This is a genomic window from Streptomyces sp. bgisy100 (genome assembly GCF_057709105.1).
This window is the reverse complement of the sequence record NZ_JBYITE010000010.1, coordinates 158019-181103: the sequence shown is the minus strand read 5'-3', so window position 1 is coordinate 181103 and position 23085 is coordinate 158019. Positions and strand designations below refer to the sequence as shown.

The 23085-nt window shown below is 72.3% G+C and carries 16 protein-coding genes and 1 tRNA gene; 14 read left to right on the top strand and 3 right to left on the bottom strand.

What is annotated here, in order from left to right; all coding sequences use genetic code 11:
* Positions 1-54 precede the first annotated feature (54 nt).
* The 7 genes from AC3EQ1_RS09970 (at position 55) to AC3EQ1_RS09940 (ending at position 11845) form a co-directional block, all read left to right on the top strand.
* On the top strand, positions 55-3267 hold the full coding sequence (locus AC3EQ1_RS09970) for an endo-alpha-N-acetylgalactosaminidase family protein (RefSeq protein WP_432093941.1): 3213 nt from the start codon (positions 55-57) through the stop codon (positions 3265-3267).
* A gap of 167 nt (positions 3268-3434) precedes the next feature.
* Entirely contained in the window at positions 3435-4427 is a 993-nt protein-coding gene (locus AC3EQ1_RS09965) for a helix-turn-helix domain-containing protein (RefSeq protein ID WP_432093940.1), read from the top strand.
* A 130-nt stretch (positions 4428-4557) separates the two neighbouring features.
* On the top strand, positions 4558-4881 hold the full coding sequence (locus AC3EQ1_RS09960) for a chorismate mutase (RefSeq protein ID WP_351507127.1): 324 nt from the start codon (positions 4558-4560) through the stop codon (positions 4879-4881).
* Between the two features lie 215 nt (positions 4882-5096).
* Positions 5097-7610, top strand: a complete 2514-nt coding sequence (gene pepN, locus AC3EQ1_RS09955) for an aminopeptidase N (RefSeq protein ID WP_432093939.1) — start codon at positions 5097-5099, stop codon at positions 7608-7610.
* 151 nt (positions 7611-7761) lie between these two features.
* Entirely contained in the window at positions 7762-8586 is an 825-nt protein-coding gene (locus AC3EQ1_RS09950; RefSeq protein ID WP_432093938.1) for a MerR family transcriptional regulator, read from the top strand.
* Positions 8587-9032: 446 nt separating this feature from the next.
* Complete coding sequence (locus tag AC3EQ1_RS09945; RefSeq protein ID WP_432093937.1) at positions 9033-10454, top strand: pyridoxal phosphate-dependent decarboxylase family protein; 1422 nt, start codon at positions 9033-9035, stop codon at positions 10452-10454.
* Positions 10451-11845: a lysine N(6)-hydroxylase/L-ornithine N(5)-oxygenase family protein gene (locus AC3EQ1_RS09940; protein WP_432093936.1), complete on the top strand. Its 1395-nt coding sequence runs from the start codon at positions 10451-10453 to the stop codon at positions 11843-11845. Before AC3EQ1_RS09945 ends, AC3EQ1_RS09940 begins: the two co-directional genes overlap by 4 nt.
* 93 nt (positions 11846-11938) lie before the next feature.
* On the opposite strand, the gene AC3EQ1_RS09935 is transcribed toward AC3EQ1_RS09940, so the two are convergent.
* Complete coding sequence (locus AC3EQ1_RS09935) at positions 11939-13729, bottom strand: bifunctional metallophosphatase/5'-nucleotidase (protein ID WP_432093935.1); 1791 nt, start codon at positions 13727-13729, stop codon at positions 11939-11941.
* Positions 13730-13939: 210 nt separating this feature from the next.
* Here AC3EQ1_RS09935 and AC3EQ1_RS09930 point away from each other — a divergent pair, with 210 nt between their 5' ends.
* The 5 genes from AC3EQ1_RS09930 to pyk all read left to right on the top strand — a co-directional run bounded on the left by AC3EQ1_RS09930 (position 13940) and on the right by pyk (position 20181).
* Entirely contained in the window at positions 13940-14638 is a 699-nt protein-coding gene (locus AC3EQ1_RS09930; RefSeq protein ID WP_432093934.1) for an SIMPL domain-containing protein, read from the top strand.
* 258 nt (positions 14639-14896) lie between these two features.
* Positions 14897-16297, top strand: coding sequence for a lysine N(6)-hydroxylase/L-ornithine N(5)-oxygenase family protein (locus tag AC3EQ1_RS09925; protein WP_432093933.1), 1401 nt, complete (start codon positions 14897-14899; stop codon positions 16295-16297).
* Positions 16294-18048, top strand: a complete 1755-nt coding sequence (locus tag AC3EQ1_RS09920; RefSeq protein ID WP_432093932.1) for an IucA/IucC family protein — start codon at positions 16294-16296, stop codon at positions 18046-18048. The genes AC3EQ1_RS09925 and AC3EQ1_RS09920 overlap by 4 nt, the downstream gene beginning before the upstream one ends.
* Positions 18045-18596 (top strand): GNAT family N-acetyltransferase, encoded by a 552-nt coding sequence (locus AC3EQ1_RS09915; RefSeq protein ID WP_432093931.1) that lies wholly within the window; start codon positions 18045-18047, stop codon positions 18594-18596. The genes AC3EQ1_RS09920 and AC3EQ1_RS09915 overlap by 4 nt, the downstream gene beginning before the upstream one ends.
* A 151-nt stretch (positions 18597-18747) precedes the next feature.
* A complete protein-coding gene (gene pyk, locus AC3EQ1_RS09910) occupies positions 18748-20181 on the top strand; it encodes a pyruvate kinase (protein WP_432093930.1) in 1434 nt (477 codons plus the stop codon).
* Positions 20182-20215: 34 nt separating this feature from the next.
* On the opposite strand, the gene AC3EQ1_RS09905 is transcribed toward pyk, so the two are convergent.
* Entirely contained in the window at positions 20216-21004 is a 789-nt protein-coding gene (locus tag AC3EQ1_RS09905) for a helix-turn-helix domain-containing protein (protein ID WP_432093929.1), read from the bottom strand.
* Between the two features lie 87 nt (positions 21005-21091).
* Positions 21092-21174, bottom strand: a tRNA-Leu gene (locus AC3EQ1_RS09900).
* A gap of 88 nt (positions 21175-21262) precedes the next feature.
* Between AC3EQ1_RS09900 and AC3EQ1_RS09895 the strand changes: the two genes are divergently transcribed.
* Both AC3EQ1_RS09895 and AC3EQ1_RS09890 read left to right on the top strand, forming a co-directional pair.
* Entirely contained in the window at positions 21263-21907 is a 645-nt protein-coding gene (locus tag AC3EQ1_RS09895) for an ANTAR domain-containing response regulator (RefSeq protein ID WP_351507151.1), read from the top strand.
* Positions 21908-22602: 695 nt separating this feature from the next.
* A complete protein-coding gene (locus AC3EQ1_RS09890; protein ID WP_432093928.1) occupies positions 22603-23043 on the top strand; it encodes a hypothetical protein in 441 nt (146 codons plus the stop codon).
* The last annotated feature ends 42 nt before the right edge of the window (positions 23044-23085 follow it).

Genomic DNA, 23085 nt, shown 5'->3' with positions numbered 1-23085 from the left:
TCGCCTGTGATCCGCAGCGGCCGGTGCCCTCGGCGCCGTGACGAGGAGGGGCGCGTGAACGCAGAGGCAGCGAACGGACCGGGGACCGGCCGGACGTACGGGCCGGCGGCCGGTCGCACACCGGGTCGCACACCTGAGCCCGAGCATGAGCCCGAATCTGAGCCCGAGCCCGAGCCCGGACCCGGACCCGGACCCGGGTCCCATCCCGCCCCCGGCCCCGGCCGCCGCGCCGTCGTCCTCACCGCCGCGCTCGCCGGCGCCGGCAGCGCCCTGGCCGGCGGCACCGCCGCCCACGCCGGGCCGGGGGAGACGGCCCTGCGCTCGGACGAGCTGGAGGTCCGCGTCGACACCCGCTTCCCCCGGGTCGTCGCGTACACCGACCGCGCCTCCGGAGCCGTCCTGCACGGCCACGCGGACACCTACCGGACCCTGGTCGTCGACGGCGTCGCCCACACCCCGGACGTCGCCAGCCGCGTCGGCGCCGCCCGGATCGGCTACCGGCTCACCCTCCGCGGCGGCACCACCCTCGACGCCGAGATCACCGTCAGCGGATGGCGCGTCGACTTCCGGATCACCCGCATCGACGACACCCCGGACCTGCGGGTGGGCACCCTCGAACTCCCGGGCCTGCGCTGGCTCGCCGTCCGCAGCGACCAGCCCGGCGCCGCCGTCCGCACCGCACGGATCGAGCTCGACAAGAACGGGGACGGCGACACCCACCTCCGCGTCACCGACGCCACCCCCGCCGACCCGGCGCCGCACGGCTGCGCCTACGCCGTGCTCGCCACCGGCCTCCTCGGCGGCGCGATCGAGAGCAACACCGTGTACGACAAGCCCTCCGGCCAGGCCGGCACCACCTGGGAGAACGGCCGCTTCCAGCGGCAGACGGTGCGCCACGACGGACTGGTGATCGCCGGGCTCGCCTGCGGCCAGTGGACCCACCGCGCGGCGACCGCCCCGGCCGACGACACCGAACCACTGCCCCACGTGGCGGTCGTCGTCACCCGGGACCGCAACGGCGACGGCCGGGTCGACTGGCAGGACGCGGCCATCGCCCTGCGCGACATCATGACCGACCCGCCCGGCGCCGACGAACAGCACCTGCGGGTCGTCCCGCACATCCCGTTCAACTTCGCCGGCCAGGCCACCAACCCGTTCCTGGCCACCCTCGACAACGTCAAACGGATCGCCCTCGCCACCGACGGACTCCGGCAGTTCACCCTGCTCAAGGGCTACCAGTCCGAAGGCCACGACTCCGCCCACCCCGACTACGGCGGCAACTACAACCGGCGCGCCGGAGGACTGCGCGACCTCAACGCGCTGCTGCGCTCCGGCAAACGGTGGAACAGCGACTTCGCCGTGCATGTGAACGTCACCGAGTCCTACCCGGTCGCCAACGCCTTCTCCGAGACGCTCGTCGACCCGGCCGACGAGCAGTGGGACTGGCTCGACCAGTCCTACCGCATCGACCAGCGCCGCGACCTGGTCTCCGGGGACGTCGTCCGCCGCTTCCGGCAGCTGCGCGAGGAGACCGACCCCGCCCTGGACATGCTCTACATCGACGTCTTCCGGGAGTCCGGCTGGACCTCCGACCGGCTCCAGCGCGAACTGCGCGCCCAGGGCTGGCGGATCACCACCGAGTGGGGGCACGGCCTGGAGCGGTCCGCACTCTGGTCGCACTGGGCCACCGAGACCGACTACGGACCCGACACCTCACGTGGCATCAACTCCCTGCTCATCCGGTTCGTCCGCAACCATCAGAAGGACGTCTTCGCCGACAAGTGGCCCACCCTGCTCGGCATCCCGCGCACCGGAAACTTCGAGGGCTGGACGGGCAAGGTCGACTGGCCCGCCTTCCACCGGCTGATCTGGACCGACAGCCTGCCCGCCAAGTACCTCCAGGCGTACCCGGTCCGCACCTGGACCGAGCACGAGATCACCTTCTTCGGTCCCACCCGCACCGCCGTCTCGGACACCGGCGGCACCCGCCGGATCACCACCGACGGGCGGCTGGTCTACGACGGCGGCAGCTATCTGCTGCCGTGGGAGCCCCGGAACGCCACCGACCCGGGAAAGCTCTATCACTTCAACCCCCGCGGCGGGCCCACGAGCTGGCGGCTGCCGCGCGGCTGGACGAACGCGCCCCGGATCGGCCTGTACCGGCTGACCGACCAGGGCCGGGAGCACCTGCGCGACCTTCCGGTCCGGGCCGGGCGGATCACCGGGGACGCCGAGGCCGGCCAGCCCTACGTCCTCTACCGCGACCGCCCGCCGCGGCTGCCGGACCCGCGCTGGGGTGAGCACACCCCGCTGAACGACCCGTCCTTCGCCTCCGGATCCCTGGACGCCTGGCAGGCCGAGGGGCCCGTCTCCGTGCGGCGCAGCGACCGCGGCGACCACGAACTGGTCGTCGTCGGCGGGGGAGCGGCCGCCGTCGGACAGCGGCTCGCCCGGCTCGCGCCCGGCAGCTACGCGGCATCGGTGGACGTGGAGGTCGGGGCGAGCGCCGGGGAGCGCCGCCGGGCCGCGCTGGAGGTCCGTACGGCCGACGGGGTCACCGCCGTCAACTGGACCGAGGTCTCCACCGTGGTGAACCGGGTGGCCGCCGACCGCAAGCACGGCACCCGCTTCCAGCGGATGTTCACCCGCTTCACCGTCCCCGAAGGCGGGGGACCGGTCCGGCTCACCCTGCGGGCCGCGGCCGGGGACGCCCGGATCCGGTTCGACAACCTCCGCGTCGTCGAGGCCCGGCCGCCAGCCCGGCCCGGCGCCCTGGTCTTCGAGGACTTCGAGGACGTGCCCCAGGGCTGGGGCCCCTTCGTGAAGGGGGACGCGGGCGGCGTCACCGACCCGCGCACCCACATCGCCCAGCGGCACGCGCCGTACACCCAGCGCGGCTGGAACGGCAAGGCCGTCGACGACGTCATCGACGGCACCCAGTCGCTCAAGTCCCGCGGCGAGAACGGCGGACTGGTCCACCGGACCGTGCCGCACACCGTCCGCTTCCTCCCCGGCCGCCGCTACCGGGTCGCGTTCCGCTACGAGAACGAGGCGGCGGGCCAGTACGCGTGGGTCACCGCCGTCGACGCGCCGGAGACGCGGGAACTCGACCGCATCCCGCTGCCCGTCGCGACCTCCCCGGCCGTCCTGGAGTACGAGTTCACCGCACCCGCCGAGGGCGACGCCTGGGTCGGACTCCACAAGACCGGCGACAGCGGCACCGCGGAATTCACCCTGGACGGCTTCACCGTCGACGAACTCGGGTAGGGGGGCCTTGCGCTCATCGTGCAACGGCCCCTGACACCCGGGTGCCCCGGGCCGGTCCGCTCCTCGTCGCGGACCGGCCCACGGCCCGCCCGGCGCCCCCTGGCGGACAGCCGGTCCAGGCGGGAGGATCAGCGGCCGGAGCGGGACCCGGGGCGAGGGAGCGTGCCATGTATCGGACCTGGATGCGGTACTTCACCCCGAGTCCGCTCCACCACCGGCTCGGCCTGGTCTGTCTCGGCGTCGGCCTGCAGCACGGCGCGCTGCCCGCCGTCGGCCCGCGCGTCCTCGGGCACCACGTGGCGGTCGTCGTCGGCGCCGGACGCGGCTGGTTCCGGGACGCCGCGGGCCACCGCCGCGACGTCACCGCGCCCGCCCTGCTGTGGCTCACCCCGGGCGTCGAGCACGCCTACGCCCCGGATCCGGAGACCGGCTGGGACGAGAGCTTCGTCGACTTCACCGGACCCGCCACCGCCACCTACACCGAACTCGGCTACATCGAGCCGGACCGGCCCGTGGTGCCGCTCGCCGACACCGCGGGCGCGCGTGCCGCCGTCGGGCGCATCGCCCGCGCCGCACGCCGGGGCAATCCGCTGTTGGAGGTCGAGACCTCGGCCGCCGTCCATGAACTGCTCGTCGCCCTGCGCCGGGCCCGCGCCGACGTGGGCGGGGACGGCCACCCCGTCCTCCAGGCCCTCGCCCGCGACGCCTTCCGGCCGCTGTCGGTGGCCGAGCACGCCGCCCGGCACGGCATGACCCCGGCCGAGCTGCGCAGCACCGTCCGCCGCGCCGCCGGGTGCAGCCCCAAGGACTATCTGCTCGGCGTCCGGCTCGGCCGGGCCAAGGAGCTCCTCGCCGCCACCGAACTGCCCGTCGCCGCCGTCGCCCGCCGGGTCGGCTACGACGATCCGGCCTACTTCAGCCGGCTGTTCGCCCGCCGGGTGGGGACGGCCCCGGTGCGCTTCCGCGAGCGGCAGGGCGGCACGGTGCCCGGCGGCTGGAGCGACCGCGTCCCCGACCCGGACCGGCCTCCGCTGCTGCGCGGCGCGGCGCCGGTCGGGACCGGGCCGGCCGGGGCGGTCCGGGAGACCGGCGGTGCCCGGGCGGCCGACGTCGCCGGAGCAGACGAGGACACCGAGCACGCACCCGGCACCCGCGCGTGACCGGGACCGGCGCCCCGGCGCCTCGTGCCCGGGGGACCGCACCGTGGTCGGGCGACAAGGGGAGGAGGACGCTCCTGTTACCGTGACCGCAGGTACCTCCGCCGTGACGCGCAACCGGGAGACCCGCTCGATGACCGATCAGTCCGTGAACAGCTCCCCGCTCGACGACGAAGCCGTCCGGGCCGAACTCGAGCGGTTGCGCAACAGCATCGACAACATCGATGCGGCCGTCGTCCACATGCTGGCCGAGCGCTTCAAGTGCACCCAGCAGGTCGGCCGCCTCAAGGCCACGCACGAGCTGCCTCCGGCCGACCCCGCGCGCGAGGCACGGCAGATCGCCCGGCTCCGCGAACTCGCCGAGAGCGCCAAGCTGGATCCGGCCTTCGCCGAGAAGCTGCTCAATTTCATCATCGCGGAGGTCATCCGCCACCACGAGACGATCGCCCGCGGCTGAGGCCCGGTCCCGGCCCGGCCCGGTGGGGCACGCACGCCCCGCCGGGGGACCCTTCGGCAGGCTCCCCGGTTCCCGGCCGCTGGCCGCTCGCCGCCGGGCTCCGCGCCCCGAGGCCCGACGCTCGCGCGGTCGCCCCCGGCACCCCGGCCCGGCCGGAGCACCGCCGTCGTCAACCCCGCTGCACCGCCCACCGGCCATGCGGCAGCATGTCAGCCATGTCCGTACTCACGCGCGACGAAGCGCAGATCCGCGCCCGCATACTCGAAGTCCACCGCTACACCCTCGACCTCGATCTGACGCGCGGCGACGAGCTGTTCGGCTCGACCACCGTCCTGCGCTTCACCGCCCGCGAGGCCGCGGACACCTTCGTCGAACTGCGCCCCGTCGTTCTCCACCGCGCGGTGCTCGACGGACAGGAGCTCGACCCGGCCGGCCTCGCCGACGGGCGGCTGCCGCTCACCGGCCTCACCGCGGGCGTCCACGAGCTGCGCGTCGAGGCCGACATGCGCTACTCCCGCACCGGGGAGGGCATGCACCGCTTCACCGACCCGGCCGACGGCGAGACGTACCTGTACTCCATGTGCGGCATGGCCGAGGCGCCGGCCGTCTTCGCCGCCTTCGACCAGCCCGACCTCAAGGCCGTCTTCGAGGTCGCCGTCACCGCGCCCCCGGCCTGGACGGTGCTCGGCAACGGCATCGCCGGCCGCCCCGCCGAAGGCCGCTGGACGTTCACGCCCACCCCGCCGCTCAGCACCTACCTGCTGGCGCTCGCCGCCGGGCCGTACCACTCGGTCCGGGCCGAACACCGCGGGCTGCCGCTCGGCCTCCACGTACGGCGGTCGCTCGCCCCCCACCTCGACGCCGACGCCGACGAGATCCTGGACATCACCCGCCGCTGCTTCGACCGCTACCAGGACATCTTCGACGAGCCCTACCCGTTCGACTCCTACGACCAGGCCTTCGTCCCGGAGTTCAACTTCGGCGCCATGGAGAACCCCGGACTCGTCCTCTTCCGCGACGAGTTCATCCACCGCTCCGCCGTCACCGACACCGAGCGGCAGACCCGGGCCATGGTGATCGCCCACGAGATGGCCCACATGTGGTTCGGCAACCTGGTGACCCTCACCTGGTGGGACGACATCTGGCTGAACGAGTCCTTCGCCGAGTACCTGGGCTTCCAGATCCTCACCGAGGCCACCTCCTACACCGGGACCTGGACCGACTTCGCGGTCACCCGCAAGAGCTGGGGCTACGACGCCGACCAGCGCCCCTCCACCCACCCCGTCGCACCCGAACCCGACGCCGTCCCGGACACCGTCGCCGCGCAGCTCAACTTCGACGGCATCTCCTACGCCAAGGGAGCCGCCGCCCTCCGCCAGCTCGTCGCCTGGCTCGGCGAGAAGGTCTTCCTCAGCGGCATCAACGACCACTTCGCCCGCCACCGGTTCGGCAACGCCACCCTGGCCGACTTCATCGACTCGCTGTCCCGCGCCTCCGGCCGGGACGTCCGGGCCTGGGCCGACCGCTGGCTGCGCACCACCGGCATCGACATCCTCACCCCGGCGGTCGAGGCGGACGGCACCGACTGGCGGCTGGAGGTCCGGCACAGCGGCAGCCGGCCGCACCGGATCACCGTCGGCGCCTACGGGCACGCCCCCGCCGATCCGGGCCGGCTCGTGCTCCGGGACCGCTTCGAACTCGACATCCCGAAGGACGGCGACCCCGGCCCGCTCACCTTCGCCGGCCCCCGCCCGGACCTGCTCCTCCTCAACGACCAGGACCTCGGCTACACCAAGATCCGCCTCGACCCCGGCTCCTGGGAGACGGCCGTCCGGTCCCTCTCCGGGCTGCCCGACCCGCTCACCCGGGCGGTGCTCTGGAACGCCGCCCGCGACATGGTGCGCGACGGCGAACTCCCGCCCGCCGTCCACCTCGACGCGGCCCGCACCCACCTGCCCCGGGAGACCGACACCGCGATCGTCCAGGGCGTGCTGGCCTTCGCCCGCACCTGGATCGCCGACCGCTTCCTCCCCCCGGAGGACCGCCCCGCCGCGCTGACCGTCCTCACCCGGATCTGCCGGGACCTGCTCCGGCTCACCGAGGACGGATCGGCGCCCGGGCTGCGGCTCACCGCCGTCCGCACCTTCATCGACAGCTCCGTCGACCCCGACACCCTGCGCGACTGGCTGACGGCGGGCGCCGTCCCCGGCAGCCCCGAACTCGACCCCCAGCTGCGCTGGCGGATCCTCGGCAGGCTGGCCGTCCTCGGCGCGGCGACCCCGGCGGACATCGACGCCGAACTCGGCCGGGACCCCGGCGCCACCGGCCGGGAAGGGGCCGCCCGCTGCCGGGCCGCGCTCCCGGACCCGCGGGCCAAGGAAGCGGCCTGGGCGGCCATGTTCGACAGCGACGAGCTGTCCACCTACCTGGTCGCGGCCACCGCCGACGGCTTCTGGCACCCCGAACAGCGCGACCTCCTGCGGGACTACGTGCCCCGCTGGTTCCCCGCCGCGGTGGCCGCCGCCGAACGCCGCGGTCCCGCCGTCGCCGACGCCCTGGGCCGCCACGGCTTCCCGGCCGTGGTGGCCGACGCGTACACGCTGAGGCTGGGGGAGAAGTACCTGGCCGCCGCCCGGCCCGTCCCGGCGCTGCACCGCAAGCTGACCGATCTCCTCGACGACCTGCGGCGCGCCCTGCGTGTCCGGGACGGGGCCGTCACTCCCGGCTGACCTGCCGGAACGCGTCGGAGGGGGACCCGGGCCGGGTCCCCCTGCGAACACGCTGCGGATCCCGCCCGTCACCCCAGGAATTCGGCAGGCACCATGCCGGATTCCCGTGCTTGACCATGACACCGTGTGAGGTGCTGGACTCGGAGGCACCATGTTCGCCATCGGAGACTTCGCCCGCCACGGCCGCGTATCGGTCCGCATGCTGCGCCACTACGACGCCATCGGACTGCTGGCCCCTGCCCGCGTCGACCCCGCCACCGGCTACCGCTTCTACACCGCGGCCCAGCTCGCCCGGCTCAACCGCATCATCGCCGTCAAGGACCTCGGCTTCACCCTTCAGCAGGTGCGGGCCATCCTCGACGAAGAGGTCGGAGCCGAGGAGCTGCGCGGCATGCTGCGGCTGCGCAAGGCGGAGCTCGAGGAGGCGATGGCCGCCGCCGCGGGGCGACTGGCCCAGGTCGAGGCGAGGCTCCGGTCCATCGAGAGCGAGGGACACATGCCCGCCGACGACATCGTGCTCAAGAGCGTCCCCCCGGTGCGGGTCGCCGAGCTCACCGGCACCGCCGCGAGCTACGGGCCCCAGGACATCGGCCCCGTCATCCAGCCCCTCTACGAGGAGCTCTGCCGCCGCCTGGCCGCCGCGGGGGTCACCCCCGCCGGGCCCGGCATCGCCTACTACGAGGACTCCCCGGACGGCGAGGGCACGATCGTCGTCCACGCCGGGCTGACCGTCACCGGCGACCCGGGCGACGGCCACGGCTTCGCCGTCGTCGACCTGCCCGCCATCGACAGCGCCGCCACCACCGTGCACCGCGGCTCCCTGCAGGGCGTGATGCCGACGGCCCAGACCCTGGCCCGCTGGATCGACACCAACGGCTACCGCTCCGCCGGATACGCACGCGAGCTCTACCTCGAATGCCCGGAGGACGTCGACGCGTGGGTGACCGAACTCCAGGAACCGGTCACACCCGCCTGAGGGGTCCCCGCACGATGCCCGCCCGGGTCGCGCGGCCCGGCACCGCGGCGAGGGTGCGGCACCGGACCACGCCACCTCATCGGCCGCTCTTCGTGCAAGGCCACCTGAACCACACGCCTCCTCGGCGCGTAACTCCCTGTGGAGTCCACACCACACCCCTGACGGTGTGTCCGGTCCGCTCCTCGCGAGCGGCCGGACCACCGTTCTCCTTCGCCACCCGGGGAGCCCCCGCAGCCCGCACCCGAGGCACACCCCCACAGCTGCCCCGCCACCCCCGTCCTCTACCAGCCGACGTAATCCGACGTCCAAGCCCCGGACAGCAGTCCCCCTTTCGAGTCCGATCACCGTGCTTGGCCGGGCTTCATCCGCCATGCTTGCTCAGACTCGAGTGCGCCCGGCCGACGCACCCGGTCCGCCCGAACGCCCCACCACCCGAGGGACACACCATGCCCACGCCCCCCGACGGCACCCCCCTCACGCCGCTCGCCGGAGGCGCCGACGGCCCGCGGCAGCTCCGTCCCCTCCTGGACACCGTCCTGGAAGCCCTCGCGTCCGGCACCACCGCCCGCGGCGGCCCCTTCCCCTCCGGCGGCCCCGACACGGTCGCCCACCGGATAAGGACCGCGGCCGAACCGCTGATCCCCGAAACCGGCGTCGGCTCCCACCCCGCGCTCCGGTCCCTCGTCCACGCCCTCGCCGAAGGCGCCGCCGACCCGGCCGACCCGCACTGCGCGGCCCACCTGCACTGCCCGCCGCTCGCCGTCGCCGCGGCCGCCGAACTCGCCGCCGCCGCACTCAACCCCTCCATGGACTCCTGGGACCAGGCCCCCGCCGCCTCCACCCTCGAATCCCTCGTCTGCCGCGGACTGGCCACCGAGGTGTTCCCGCACGGCGACGCCCCCGACGCGCTCGTCACCACCGGCGGCACCGAGTCCAACCAGCTCGCCCTGCTGATCACCCGCGAACTCACCCGCGACCGCGGGCCCCTCCAGGTCGTCTGCGGAGCCAACGCCCACCACAGCGTGCGCCGCGCCGCCTGGCTCCTCGGCCTGCCCCGGCCCGTCGTCCTCCCCACCCCCGCCGGCATCCTCAGCCCCACCGCCCTCGACGCAGCCCTCGGCCGGCTGAACGGCCCCGGCCTCGCCATCGCCACCGCGGGCACCACCGACACCGGCGAGATCGACCCGCTGCCCCAGCTCGCCGACGTCTGCGCCGCCCACGGCACCCGGTTCCACGTCGACGCCGCCTACGGCGGACCGCTCCTCTTCAGCCACACCCTGCGCAACCGGCTCGACGGCCTCTCCCGCGCCGACTCCGTCACCCTCGACCTGCACAAACTCGGCTGGCAGCCGGTCGCCGCCGGCCTCCTCACCGTCCCCGACGCCGCCGTGCTCGCCACCCTCGACCACCAGGAGGACTACCTCAACGCCCCCGACGACACCGAGGCCGGCATCCCCGACCTCCTCGGCCGCTCCCTGCGCACCACCCGGCGCCCCGACATCCTCAAGATGGCCGTCACCCTGCGCGCCCTCGGCCGCACCGGGCTCGCCGAACTCGTCGACCACACCTGCGCCGCCGCCCAGCGCCTCGCCGACCTCGTCGAGGCCCGCCCCGACTTCGTCCTCTACGAGCGGCCGACCCTCAGCACCGTCCTCTTCCGGCCCGACGGGGCAACCGACGAGCAGGTGGCCGCCGCCCGCCGCAGCCTGCTCACCGAGGGCCGCGTCGTCCTCGGCCGCGCCCACGCCACGGACCACCGGGACGGCACCGAACGGCTCTGGTTCAAGGCCACCGTCCTCAACCCGCACACCCGGCCGCCCGACCTGGAGGCCCTGCTCAAGATCGTGGAAGGAACCACCGCGAGATGACCACCGAGAACGATCAGCCCCTGGACCTGGTGGGCATCGGCATCGGCCCGTGCAACCTCTCCCTGGCCGCCCTCGCCCACGGCGTGCCCGGCCTGCGCACCGCCTTCTACGACCAGCGGCCGTCCTTCCAGTGGCATCCCGGTCTGCTCATCGAGGGCGCCACTCTCCAAGTGCCGTTCCTGGCCGACCTCGTCACCATCGCCGACCCCGCCAGCCCCTGGTCGTTCCTCAACTACCTCAAGACCCGCGAGCGGCTCTTCCCCTTCTACTTCGCCGAGCGCTTCCACATCCAGCGCGCCGAGTACGACGCCTACTGCCGCTGGGTCAGCGAACAGCTCCCCGGACTCCACTTCGGCCACCACGTCGACGCCGTCCGCCGGGATCCCGAACGCGGCCTGTTCGAAGTCGACTTCACCCAGCTCGGCCCGGACGGCGAAGCCGAGGCCCTGGGCCGCACCTACGCCCGCAACCTCGTCCTCGGCATCGGCACCACTCCCTATGTCCCCGAGCCGCTGCGCCCGCTCACCGACGCCCCGGACGTCCCCGTCGTCCACTCCTCCGACTACCTCGCCCACCGGGACCGGCTGCTCCGCGGCGACCACCTCACGGTGATCGGCGCCGGCCAGTCCGGTGCCGAGGTCTTCCTCGACCTGCTGCGGGCCCGCCCCGCCGGACGCGAGCGGCTGACCTGGCTCGCCCGGACCCCCGCCTTCGCGCCCATGGAGTACAGCAAGCTGGGCCTGGAGCAGTTCACCCCCGACTACACCCGCTTCTTCCACGGCCTCGCGCAGCCGGTGCGGGACGAGCTGCTGCCGCGGCAGTGGCAGCTGCACAAGGGCATCGACCACGAGACCCTCGCCGCCATCCACGACGAGCTGTACCGGCGCACCCTGCACGGCGGCTGGCCGGACGCCGTGCTCACCCCCGGTGTCTCCGTGCGCACCGCCGGACGCGTCGCCACCACCCAGGTCGAACTCCATCTGGAACACGGACAGCAGGGCACCCGCAGCCGGCTCACCACCGACGGCGTCGTCCTGGCCACGGGCTACCGGGAGAGCCGTCTCGACACGGTCCTCGGCCCGCTGGACGCCTATGTGCACCGGGACGCCGCCGACCGGCCGCAGATCGACGAGCAGTACCGGCTCGTCCTGGACCGCAGTGTGCAGGGCTCGGTCCACGTGCAGAACGCCGAGCGGCACACCCACGGCGTCGGCGCCCCCGACCTCGGCCTGATGGCCTGGCGCAGCGCCGTCATCCTCAACTCGCTCCTCGGCAGGACGGCCTACCCGCTGCCGTCGCGGACCGCGTTCACCACCTTCGGCCTGACCCCGGGGCCGGGCAGCGGGCAGGTGCCCGACCAGCGCGGCCGACTCGTCCGCACCCGGGCCTGACCGCACCGCGGAACCGCCCCCGGCGCGGGTGGCACGCGGGGCGCCGGGAGCCCCGGGGCCGCGTCACCCCGGGGCTCTCGTCACCGGCCGCCGTCAGAAGACCGGGGTGCCGTCCCGGGTCAGCCGCCAGTCCACCGAGGCGAACCGCGCGCCGTCGATGGTGCCCTGAGCCTTCACCCAGGTGATGATCGTGTTGCGGATCTCGTCGGAGTTCGCCCACAGCTGCCGCGCCTTCGCGATGTGCGGGAAGTTGCCGCCGCCGCTCGCCCGGTAGTTGTTCACCGCCAGCACGAACTGTGCCTTCTCGTCCAGCGGCTTGCCGTCGTAGGTCAGCCTGCCGATCCGGGAGCCCGGCTCCCGGGCGATGTCGATCTCGTAGCCGAGGCCGCTGATGACGTCGTAGTTGTAGTCCGGGGTGTTCCCGGCGTTGGTCAGCTTCGCCGGGTCCACCTCGCCGCCGGCCGGGGTGGTGACGTAGTACCGCGCCGAGAACTCCAGGTACTCCCTGAGCTGGGCGCCGGTCAGCAGCCGCGCTTCCAGGGTGTTCTCGAACGGGTAGAGCCCGGCGACCTCGCGGATCGTGACCTTCCCCGCCGGGATCGCCGCCGTGCGGGAGAAGCAGGACGCCTGGGAGAGCACGGGCAGCGCCGCGTGCTCGGTGCCGGCCAGGGCCGCCTTCACCGTCTCCGCCTGGACGTGGTTGATGAAGTCGAGGACCGGGACGTCCTTGTACGGGGCCTCGGCCGCGGCCATCGCGGCGGTGGAGGTGCCGATCACCTGGTTCACATACCGCACCACCTTCGCGTGCTCGTCGCCGAGCAGCCGGGTGATCCGCCGGTCCTCGGCGGCGGCGTTGGAGTTCAGCACCTTCGCCGAGACCGACTCCACGGCCCAGCGGCCCTTCCGCCACACCAGGCCGAAGTCGAAGAGCGTCAGCCGCTGGCCCCACTTCAGCGGCTCGGACAGCACGACCTCCCGGCCGGTCTCCTTGTTGGTGACGCGGTACTCGGGGATCTCGGTGTGCGCGTGGCCGACGAGGATCGCGTCGATGCCCGGCACCTGCTCGGCGACCAGCGCCGCCGCGTTCTCGATGTGCGGCAGCTGGTCGCCGTACGAGGAGGTGCCGCTGCTGCCCGAGTGCGCGGACACGATCACCACGTCGGCGCCCATCGACCGCAGCCGCGGCACGTACTTCGCCGCCTGCTCCTCCAGCCCCGGGAAGGTCATCTTCCCCTGCACGTTGGCCTTGTCCCAGATCGCGATCCCGGGGTTGGTGAGCCCCAGGACGGCGACCTTCACGGTGCGGCCGCACGGGGTGCGCAGCCGGGTCGTCCAGTACGGCGGGAACGCCGGGGTCTGCGTCCGTGCGTCGAGGGCATTCGCGCCGAGCAGCGGGAAGTCGCACTGCTCCTCGAACTTCCGCAGCACCGGAATGCCGTAGTTGAACTCGTGGTTGCCCAGTGCCGCCGCGTCGTACCCGATGGCGTTCATGGCCTGCGCCATGGGGTGGACCGGGCCGCCCGCGCCGGTGATCGGGTCGACCTTGGCGTAGTAGTAGGAGAGCTGAGTGCCCTGGATGGTGTCGCCCGCGTCGATCAGCAGGGTGTTGTGCCGGCCCTTCTCCTTGCGGACCTGCTCGACCAGGGTGGCGATCTTGGCGAGGCCGACGTCGTTGTGCTCCTTGTCGTCGAACTCCTTGTCCGTGAAGTAGTCCCAGTTGAAGACGTTGCCGTGCAGATCGGTGGTGCCCATGACGGTGAAGGAGTACCGCTGCGGGGGACGGCCGTGGCCCCGCGCCTCCGCGGGCACGGCGGCGCCCGCGAGGGCGACCCCCGCTCCGGTCGCCGCGGTGCGGCCCAGGAACTTCCTTCGGTCGATCGACATCTACGGGCTCCTTGTTCAGCTGTGTGCGCGTCCGCACGAATACGACGCGCGTAGATTCTGGCCCGGCGCGCCCCGCCCGCAACAGCCCCGCCGGATCTCTCTTCGATGACGGATCCCAACCTGGTCGCGCCTCAACTGCCCGCGCCCCGCCCCTTGTACGGCCCGGGGCACCAGGCCGCAGGCCGCCACCGCCCTGCCACAGTGGGCGGCATGACCACACCCGAACCCGCCCCGTACGGCACCCCCGAGAGCCCCCGCGTCGCCGTCCGCGGCGAAGCCCGCCTGGAGGCGGACCCCGAACTCGCCCGCATCTCCGTCACCGTCGAGGCCCGGGGCGGCGACCGGAAGGCGGCACTCGACGACCTCGCCCGCCGCAACTCGGCCGTCCTGGACCTCGTCACCTCCTACGGCGAGGCGGTGCACAAGCTGGAGACCGGCTCCTTCGTCATCACCCCGGAACTGGCCCAGAAGGGCCGCGGGGAGCGCGTCAAGGCCTACCACGGCCGGGTCCACATCACCGCCACCCTCACCGACTTCACCGTCCTCGGCGACGTCGTCACCCGCCTCGCCGACCTCGACCTCACCACCGTCAGCGGCCCCTGGTGGTCCCTGCGCCCCGGCTCGACCGTCCACCGGGACGTCCGGCAGCGGGCCGTGCGCGCCGCCGTCCGGCGCGCCCGGGAGTACGCGGAGGCGCTCGACGCCCGCCTGGTGGCGCTGGTCGAACTCGCCGACGAGGGAGCCGAGAGCACCGCCCCCACCCCGCGCGGCCCCGGCCGGCCGGGCGGCCCCGCGCCCCAGGGGCTGTCCGGTGCCGCCCCGGGCCCGGTCCTGGACCTCCAGCCGCAGCGGCAGACCGTCTACGCCCGGGTCAACGCCCGGTTCATCATGTCGCCCCCACAGCTCTGACGGTTCCGACCCCTCCGAAACCGTTGGCCATACCCGGCGGCCCGGCAGCACAAACACACCTTCTGGTAAGGAAGTTGAGCACAGCCGGGCCGCTGTGCGTATTGGATGGTGTGAGGTGCTATGTAAAGAAAGGTGAGGCTGACCTAACCAACTGGTGCAGGAGTGTGGAACGCCTCACAATCCGCCGCTCCGACGAGCCCCGACCGGGACGCACGCCGTCAGAGAGGCAAGCAGGCACCCCAATGCACGGAGGAACCGATGACGCCGCCCGGACACCTGTCCACCCGTGAAGAGCCCCTGGACCTGCTCGGGATCGGCGCCGGCCCCTTCAACCTCTCCCTCGCCGCCCTCGCCGACGGAGCCCCCGGACTCACCAGCGCCTTCCTCGACCAGCGCACCCGCTTCCAGTGGCACCCCGGCCTGCTCATCGACGGCGCCACCCTCCAAGTCCCCTTCCTCGCCGACCTCGTGAGCCTGGTCGACCCCAGCAGCCCCTGGTCCTTCCTCAACTACCTGAAGACCCGCGAACGGCTCTTCCCCTTCTACTTCGCCGAGCGTTTCCACATCCCCCGCGCCGAATACGACGCCTACCTACGCTGGGCGGCCGGCGAACTGCCCACCGTCCACTTCGGACACCAGGCCGACCTCGTCCGCTGGGACCCCGCACGCCAGGCCTTCGAAGTCGACTTCACCCGCCTCGACGCGGACGGCACCGCCGAAGGACTCGGCCGGATCTTCGCCCGCAACATCGCCCTCGGCATCGGCACCGCCCCCCACATCCCCGCACCCCTGCGCGCGCTCGCCGACGACCCCGCGGTGCCCGTCCTGCACTCCGCCGACTACCTCCACCACCGCGACCGGCTCCTCGCCGCCCGCCACATCACCGTCGTCGGCTCCGGCCAGTCCGGCGCCGAAGTCCTCCTCGACCTCCTCCGCGCCCGCCCCGCCGGCCACGAAGGACTCACCTGGCTCGCCCGGACCCCCGCCTTCGCGCCCATGGAGTACAGCAAGCTCGGGCTCGAACAGTTCACCCCCGACTACACCCGCTACTTCCACGGGCTCCCCGAAGCCACCCGCGACCAGGTCCTCCCCGGCCAGTGGCAGCTCTACAAGGGCATCGACCACGACACCCTCGCCGCCGTCCACGACGAGCTCTACCGGCGCACCCTGCACGGCGGCTGGCCCGACGTGACCCTCACCCCCGGCCTCGACGTCACCACCGCCGAGCGCGCCCACGGCCGCATCGACCTGACCGTCCACCACACCCAGCAGGACACCCGGGCCACCCTCACCACCGACGCCGTCGTCCTCGCCACCGGATACCGCGAACGCCCCCTCGACGGCCTCCTCGCCCCCCTCGACGACCACATCCAGCGGGACGAAGCCGGACGCCCCCGCGTCGACACCCAGCAGCGCATCGTCCTCGACGACCGCATCCCCGGCTCCCTCTTCGTACAGAACGCCGAACGCCACACCCACGGCGTCGGCACCCCCGACCTCGGACTCGCCGCCTGGCGCTCCGCCGTCATCGTCAACGCGCTCACCGGCCGCGAGATCCACCCGCTGCCGCGGCGCACCGCCTTCACCACCTTCGGCCTGGACGGAACCCCCCACATTCCCTCCCGCACCCGGGCCGGCGCACAGAAAGAGACCCCATGAGCCCGACCCTGCAGGACCGTCCCGCACCCGACCGGCTCCGCCACCGCACCCCCGCAGAAGCGGCCGACACCGCCGCCACGGAGAACCTCCTCCGCTGCTGGGTACGCGAGAACGGCATACCCCGGCCGCCCGACGACATCCTGCGGCTCCACCTCCCCTCCGCCGGCACCACCCTCCAGGCAACCGTCCTGCACTGGTCCGCCGCCGGCTGGCACCGCTTCTGCGGCGCCCGCCTCGCCACCGGCGCACCCGCCCCCGCCACCCTCGTCGCCGCCCTCCTCGCCACCGAGGCCGCCCGCGGCGAACCCGGCGCCGTCACCGACCTCACCGGCCGCGTCACCGACTCCGTGCGGCACGTCGAAACCTTCATCCGCACCCGCGCCGAACACCCCGAGGACCCCGCCGGCACCACCCCCTTCCTCGCCGCCGAACAAGCCCTCATCACCGGCCACCCCCTGCACCCCACCCCCAAGAGCCGCCTCGGACTCACCGACCGCGAGACCAGCCGCTACTCACCCGAACTCCGCGGCAGCTTCCCCCTCCACTGGTTCGCCGCCGACACCTCCGTCGTGCACACCGACACCGCCCTCGACCGCACCACCCAGCAACTCCTCACCGAACTCGCCGGCCACGACGCGCCGAAGCCGCCCCCCGGCACCCGCCTCGTCCCCGCCCACCCCTGGCAGGCCCAGGACCTCCTGCGCCGCCCCGCCGTCCAGGACCTCCTCGCCGCCGGACTCCTCCACGACCTCGGCCCCGCAGGCCCCGCCTGGTCACCCACCTCCTCCGTGCGCACCCTCTACCGCGCCGACGCCCCCGTCATGCTGAAGTTCTCCCTCGGCCTCGACATCACCAACTCCCGCCGCGAGAACACCCGCCCCGAACTCCACCGCGGCCTCGCCGTCCACCGGCTCCTCGAAGCCGGCCTCGACAGCGCCCTGCGCGCCGCCCACCCCGGCTTCGGCATCGTCCGCGACCCCGCCTGGATCGCCGTCGACACCCCCGACGCCACCCCCACCGGCCTCGACGTCGTCATCCGCGACAACCCCTTCCCCGGCCCCGCACACCGCCCTCAGGCCGTCTGCGTCGCCGGACTCGTCGCCGAACGCCCCGACCGCACCGACAGCCGCTCCGCCCTGGCCCGCCACATCCACCGGCTCGCCGGACGCACCGGCCGCCGCGTACCCGACGTCGCCCGCGAGTGGTTCGACCGCTACCTCCACACCGTCATCGGCCCCGTCCTCTGGCTCCACGCCACCTACGGCCTCGGCCTCGAAGCCCACCAGCAGAACACCCTCGTCACCCTCGACGCGGACGGCCGCCCCACCGGCGCCCGCTACCGCGACAACCAGGGCTACTACTTCTCACCCACCCGCAGCCCCGCCCTCCACCGCTGGATCCCCGGCATCGGCCGCGACCTCGGCACCTACGTCGACGACGCCGTCATCGACGAACGCCTCACCTACTACCTCGGCATCAACAACATCCTCGGCCTCATCGGCGCCCTCGGCTCCCAGGGCCTCGCCGACGAACACGACCTGCTCCGCCTCGCCCACCGCACCCTCACCGAACACGCCCGCACCCACGGCGACCGGCTGCGCCTGGCCACCCTGCTCTGCGAAGCCCCCACCCTCCGCTGCAAGGCCAACCTCCTCACCCGCGTCCACGGCATGGACGAACTCACCGGCCCCCTGGAGAGCCAGTCCGTCTACGTCGACATCCCCAACCCCCTCGCGGAGGCCGCCCGGTGATCCGGCAGAGCACCGCCGCCGCCGAGGTCCGGCTCCCCGCCGGCACCTTCACCCTGCGCCCCGTCGACCCCGCCACCGACGCCGCCCTCGTCCACACCTGGATGAACGACCCCGAAGTGGCCCGCTTCTGGGACATGGCCCAGCCCGTCGACCACATCGGCGCCTACCTGCGCGGACAGATCGCCGGCACCCGCTCCACCCCCTACCTCGGCCACCTCGACGGCACCCCCATGAGCTACTGGGAGCTCTACCGCGCCGACCTCGACCCCCTGGCCGACCACTACCCGGCGGAACCCCGCGACGCCGGCGTCCACCTGCTCCTCGGCCCGGCCGCCCACCGCGGCCGCGGCCTCGGCGCGGTCCTGCTGCGCGCCGTCTCCGACTGGCAGCTGCGCACCGACCCCTACGCCCGGCGGGTCGTCGCCGAACCCGACATCCGCAATATCCGGTCCGTCCGCGCATTCGAGCGCGCCGGATTCCGCATGTCGAGCCGGCTCGACCTGCCGGACAAATGCGCGGCACTCATGGTCCGGCATCGCACGGATTGACGAAGAGGGCGGGCGCTCCGGGCCCTGCATTCCGCTCATCGGAGCGCCCCCCTGCACTTTTCAACACTTGTCAACAAGGCTTCATGAAAAGGCCGTTGGACAGTCATGCTCTTCCAATTCTCTACCGGCCGGTAAGTCGTAGGCTCGTTTCATGCGCCGAGCGAAAATCGTCTGCACCCTGGGACCCGCCACCGACTCGTACGACCAGATCAAGGCACTGGTCGACGCCGGAATGGACGTGGCACGGCTCAATCTCAGCCACGGCACCCACGCCGGCCACGAGGAGCGCTACCACCGGGTACGGAAGGCCGCCGAGGACGCGGGCCGCAGCGTCGGCATCCTCGCCGACCTTCAAGGCCCGAAGATTCGCCTCGGCACTTTCCGTGAAGGCCCCGTACTCCTTGAACGCGACGACACCTTCACCATCACCGTCGAGGACCAGGAGGGCGACCGCCACAGCTGCGGCACCACCTACCCCGGCCTCGCCGATGACGTGACGGCCGGCGAACGCATCCTCGTCGACGACGGACGGGTCACCCTCGAAGTCACCGAGGTCGACGGTCCCCGGGTCCGCACCCGGGTCGTCGAGGGCGGCCTCATCTCCGACCACAAGGGACTCAACCTCCCCGGCGTCGCCGTCTCCGTGCCCGCCCTCTCGGAGAAGGACGTCGCCGACCTCCGCTGGGCCCTGCGCGCCGGCGCCGACGTCATCGCCCTCTCCTTCGTCCGCAGCGGCCGCGACATCGAGGACGTCCACCGGATCATGGACGAGGAGGGCCGCCGGCTGCCGGTCCTCGCGAAGATCGAGAAGCCGCAGGCCGTCGAGAACCTGCAGAGCATCGTCGACGCCTTCGACGGCATCATGGTCGCCCGCGGCGACCTCGGCGTCGAGATGCCCCTGGAGACCGTGCCCATCGTCCAGAAGCGCGCCATCTCCCTGGCCCGGCGCAACGCCAAGCCGGTCATCGTCGCCACCCAGATGCTGGACTCGATGATCGACGCCTCCCGGCCCACCCGCGCCGAGGCCTCCGACGTGGCCAACGCCGTCATGGACGGCACGGACGCGGTGATGCTCTCCGGCGAGACCAGCGTGGGCAAGTACCCCGTCGAGACCGTGCGCACCATGGCCCGCATCGTCGCCGCCGCCGAGGAGGACATGCTCGCCAAGGGCCTCCCCCCGCTCACCGAGCGCAGCAAGCCGCGCACCCAGGGCGGTGCCGTGGCCCGCGCCGCCGCCGAGATGGGCGACTTCCTGGGCGCGAAATACCTGGTCGCCTTCACCCAGTCCGGCGACACCGTCCGCCGCCTCTCCCGCTACCGCTCCCCGATCCCGGTCCTCGCCTTCACCCCCGAGGCCCCGACCCGCCACCGGCTCAGCCTGACCTGGGGCGTCGAGACCTTCCTCGGCCCCTCGGTCGACTCCACGGACGAGATGGTCCAGCAGGTCGACGAGTACCTGCTCAAGCTCGGCCGCTGCCGGCCGGGCGACGTCGTCGTGATCACGGCGGGCTCCCCGCCCGGCGTCCCGGGCTCGACCAACCTGGTCCGGATCCACCACATCGGCGAGGACGACTACCAGAAGTAGCCCCCGGCGCACGACGGCGGTGCGGGTGCCGGGGTCAGTACTTCGGCCCGATGTGCTCGTCCATGAGGGCAACGGAGGCGCGCCGGGCGACGGAAATGTTGTACGGGTTGCCGTGGCGGGTGCAGTGGGTCCAGGCGACTCCGAGCCTGTCGAGGGTGTCCGTACAGAGCCGACGGATGTCGTCCGACTTGTTGGTGAAGAGGTAGCGCGGATATTCATAGCGTTTCCGCTTCCCGCCGACGAGGCGAGTGGTCCAATTCATGACCCGGCAGCCGTCGGAATGGATGAGCCCCCGGAGGAAGGCCCAGGGGTGCTTCTCCACCAGGCATTCCTGCCAGGGCTCGAGGGTAATGCTGCGTTCGTGTTTCCTGCCTGTTCCGTGCTGGGGGAACAAACACCACAGATGTTTGGAGTAGACCTTCACATTGCGGCATCCGGTTCTGCGGACCCGGCAGACCGAGTTGTCGGGGAAGAGCGCTTGTACTGCTTCTGCGCACTCGTCCATCAGGCCCGGCCACGCCTCGGCGCAAGTGATCATAAGGCTGGGGGCGCGATGGCCGGAGTACTGGATGATGTGCCCGTCGCCGAGATAGAGGCCGAGCACATAGGCATACGCCGCTTCATCGAGTGCGCGACCGTCGCAGCGGGGGCACGGGGGATCGTGGCGCCCGGGGGTTTCCCCGCGTGATGCTCGGTCCTGGTGGAGCCAGTAGCCCACGGTCCCCACGGGTACACCCAGGCTGCGGGCGACGTCCGCGTTGGTGGCGCCGGAGTGGAGAAGGAACAAGGCTTGGTGTCGCACCTCAGTGCCATGCATCTGCATGGGATAACTCTGCGTGACTGAGCTATTCCCTCGGAGGTGGATGGCTGCTATTCGCGCGAAGGTGCACGTCCGCTTAGACTTCGGAAGTGCCGGGTGCGGGACTCGAACCCGCAAGCCTTTTCAGGCAGATGTGTTTGAGACATCCGTGTATGCCATTCCACCAACCCGGCCCGGTGCAGTGACACCCTACCGTGTGCATGTTCCCGACCGCAGCTAGGTAGGCTCGTGGGGCACCACCTGCCTGGAACGAGGAGTCCCGTGAGCGCCGCCGAGCCCGAGCAGCCCGTCGCCGACGAGCAGTCCCACGTCCCCCCGCTGACGACCCGCGTGGTCATCGCCGAGGACGAGGCGCTCATCCGCCTCGACCTCAAGGAGATGCTCGAGGAGGAGGGCTACACCGTCGTCGGTGAGGCCGGGGACGGACAGAAGGCCGTCGAGCTGGCCCGGGAGCACCGCCCCGATCTCGTCATCCTCGACGTCAAGATGCCGATCCTCGACGGCATCTCCGCCGCCGAGCAGATCGCCGCGGAGACCATCGCACCCGTGCTGATGCTCACCGCCTTCTCGCAGCGCGAGCTGGTGGAGCGGGCGCGGGACGCCGGTGCGATGGCGTATCTGGTGAAGCCGTTCAGCAAGAGCGACGTCGTGCCCGCGATCGAGATGGCGGTCTCGCGCTTCACCGAACTGCGGGCGCTGGAGCAGGAGGTCGCCGACCTCTCGCAGCGGCTGGAGACCCGCAAGCTGGTGGACCGGGCGAAGAGCATCCTGCAGACCCAGTACGGGCTGACGGAGCCGGCGGCGTTCCGCTGGATCCAGAAGACGTCGATGGACCGGCGGCTGTCCATGCAGCAGGTCGCGGAGGCGGTCATCGAGGACGCCGAGGAGAAGAAGCAGGGGAAGTAGGGCCGCGCTCGGCCCGGGCCCGACGCCGCTCCGGTGCGGAGCTCGTGCAGTGGCTTCGTGTCGGCGTGGGAGCTGTTGGTTCCTTCCGACCTGACGCTTCGCCCCGTCGATCACGAGATCGATGGGGCGAAGTGCTGTGAGGTGAGGCGGAGCGGGATCTTCACGGCAGAATCTCCAAGCGGATCGGTAGTGCCCCCCGGTCGCGCCTCCGTCGACCGCATGTAAGCGCTTGGCTGCAGGTGAGCCTTCGGCGAGCCTCAGCGCTGAGACCAGCGTCAGCAGGACCGGCGCAGGACAGCCTCCGGCCTGTCGGGGCAGGCCGGAGGAATCCCTCTGCCGCGATACATGGCTCGCCTACCTGTCCGAAACGCCGACGCGTCGCCATGGCTGCCCATAGCTTGTCTTCACCGCCCTCGCCGGCGAGGCGATCCCCATCGTTCGTCGGATGTGGGGGCTCACCGGAGTGCCACGTGACTGCTCCGGCGCTCTGTGACTCTCCGTCCCGCAGATGCTGTGGCGACGTGCTCTGATCGCCCACCCATCCAAGATCGCCATCTCGGATGGAGCCGCTGCCCTTCCTGGCCCTCCGCGCACCATTACTCAATTGGCTTGTCTGCCACAGGTGTTACATTGAGTTGCCCGTTGATCACTGACCTAATGATCGCGGGTGCATTGTTGAAAACGGGAGGATACAAGTGAATCGGAAGCTGGCAGTCGGCGCTCTCACCGCAGGATTGTTCCTCAGCGGGGCAGGGGTTGCGTTCGCAGGAGCGGGCGGGAACGCCGAGGCGGCGGCCTCGTGGCACAAGGTCACTACTCGCAAGAGCGGTGGCGTCTCGTTCCACTCGGGCAAGTACAAGTTCGAGCCCGCCGGGTCCCGGCGTGGGGCGTTCCACTGGAAGGGCTGGCTCAAGGACACCAGCGCCGGTGATGGACACAACGTCTACGTGCAGGTGAAGGTCGAAGGGTACGACTGGAACCGGTTCAACGGGAAGCAGAAGAAGTCCGTGTGGAAGGACAAGCTTTCGTACGACGGGGCGGCCCGTTACACGAAGGACGCTTGGATACGGGCCTGCCGTGACCGGGGCTCGTTCCACCCGGACAATTGCTCGCCGACCAAGTTCTACCAGCGGTAGTCGCAACCACCTATGTGGGCCCCGGTCCTTTCGGTCGGGGCC

Coding starts and splice junctions, on each gene's coding strand:
- AC3EQ1_RS09930 (WP_432093934.1), top strand. CDS start 13,940: ATGACCACACCCGAACCCGCCCCGTACGGCACCCCCGAGAGCCCCCGC.
- AC3EQ1_RS09965 (WP_432093940.1), top strand. CDS start 3,435: ATGTATCGGACCTGGATGCGGTACTTCACCCCGAGTCCGCTCCACCAC.
- AC3EQ1_RS09925 (WP_432093933.1), top strand. CDS start 14,897: ATGACGCCGCCCGGACACCTGTCCACCCGTGAAGAGCCCCTGGACCTG.
- AC3EQ1_RS09935 (WP_432093935.1), bottom strand. CDS start 13,729: ATGTCGATCGACCGAAGGAAGTTCCTGGGCCGCACCGCGGCGACCGGA.
- AC3EQ1_RS09905 (WP_432093929.1), bottom strand. CDS start 21,004: ATGCAGATGCATGGCACTGAGGTGCGACACCAAGCCTTGTTCCTTCTC.
- AC3EQ1_RS09945 (WP_432093937.1), top strand. CDS start 9,033: ATGCCCACGCCCCCCGACGGCACCCCCCTCACGCCGCTCGCCGGAGGC.
- AC3EQ1_RS09950 (WP_432093938.1), top strand. CDS start 7,762: ATGTTCGCCATCGGAGACTTCGCCCGCCACGGCCGCGTATCGGTCCGC.
- AC3EQ1_RS09940 (WP_432093936.1), top strand. CDS start 10,451: ATGACCACCGAGAACGATCAGCCCCTGGACCTGGTGGGCATCGGCATC.
- pyk (WP_432093930.1), top strand. CDS start 18,748: ATGCGCCGAGCGAAAATCGTCTGCACCCTGGGACCCGCCACCGACTCG.
- AC3EQ1_RS09920 (WP_432093932.1), top strand. CDS start 16,294: ATGAGCCCGACCCTGCAGGACCGTCCCGCACCCGACCGGCTCCGCCAC.
- pepN (WP_432093939.1), top strand. CDS start 5,097: ATGTCCGTACTCACGCGCGACGAAGCGCAGATCCGCGCCCGCATACTC.
- AC3EQ1_RS09960 (WP_351507127.1), top strand. CDS start 4,558: ATGACCGATCAGTCCGTGAACAGCTCCCCGCTCGACGACGAAGCCGTC.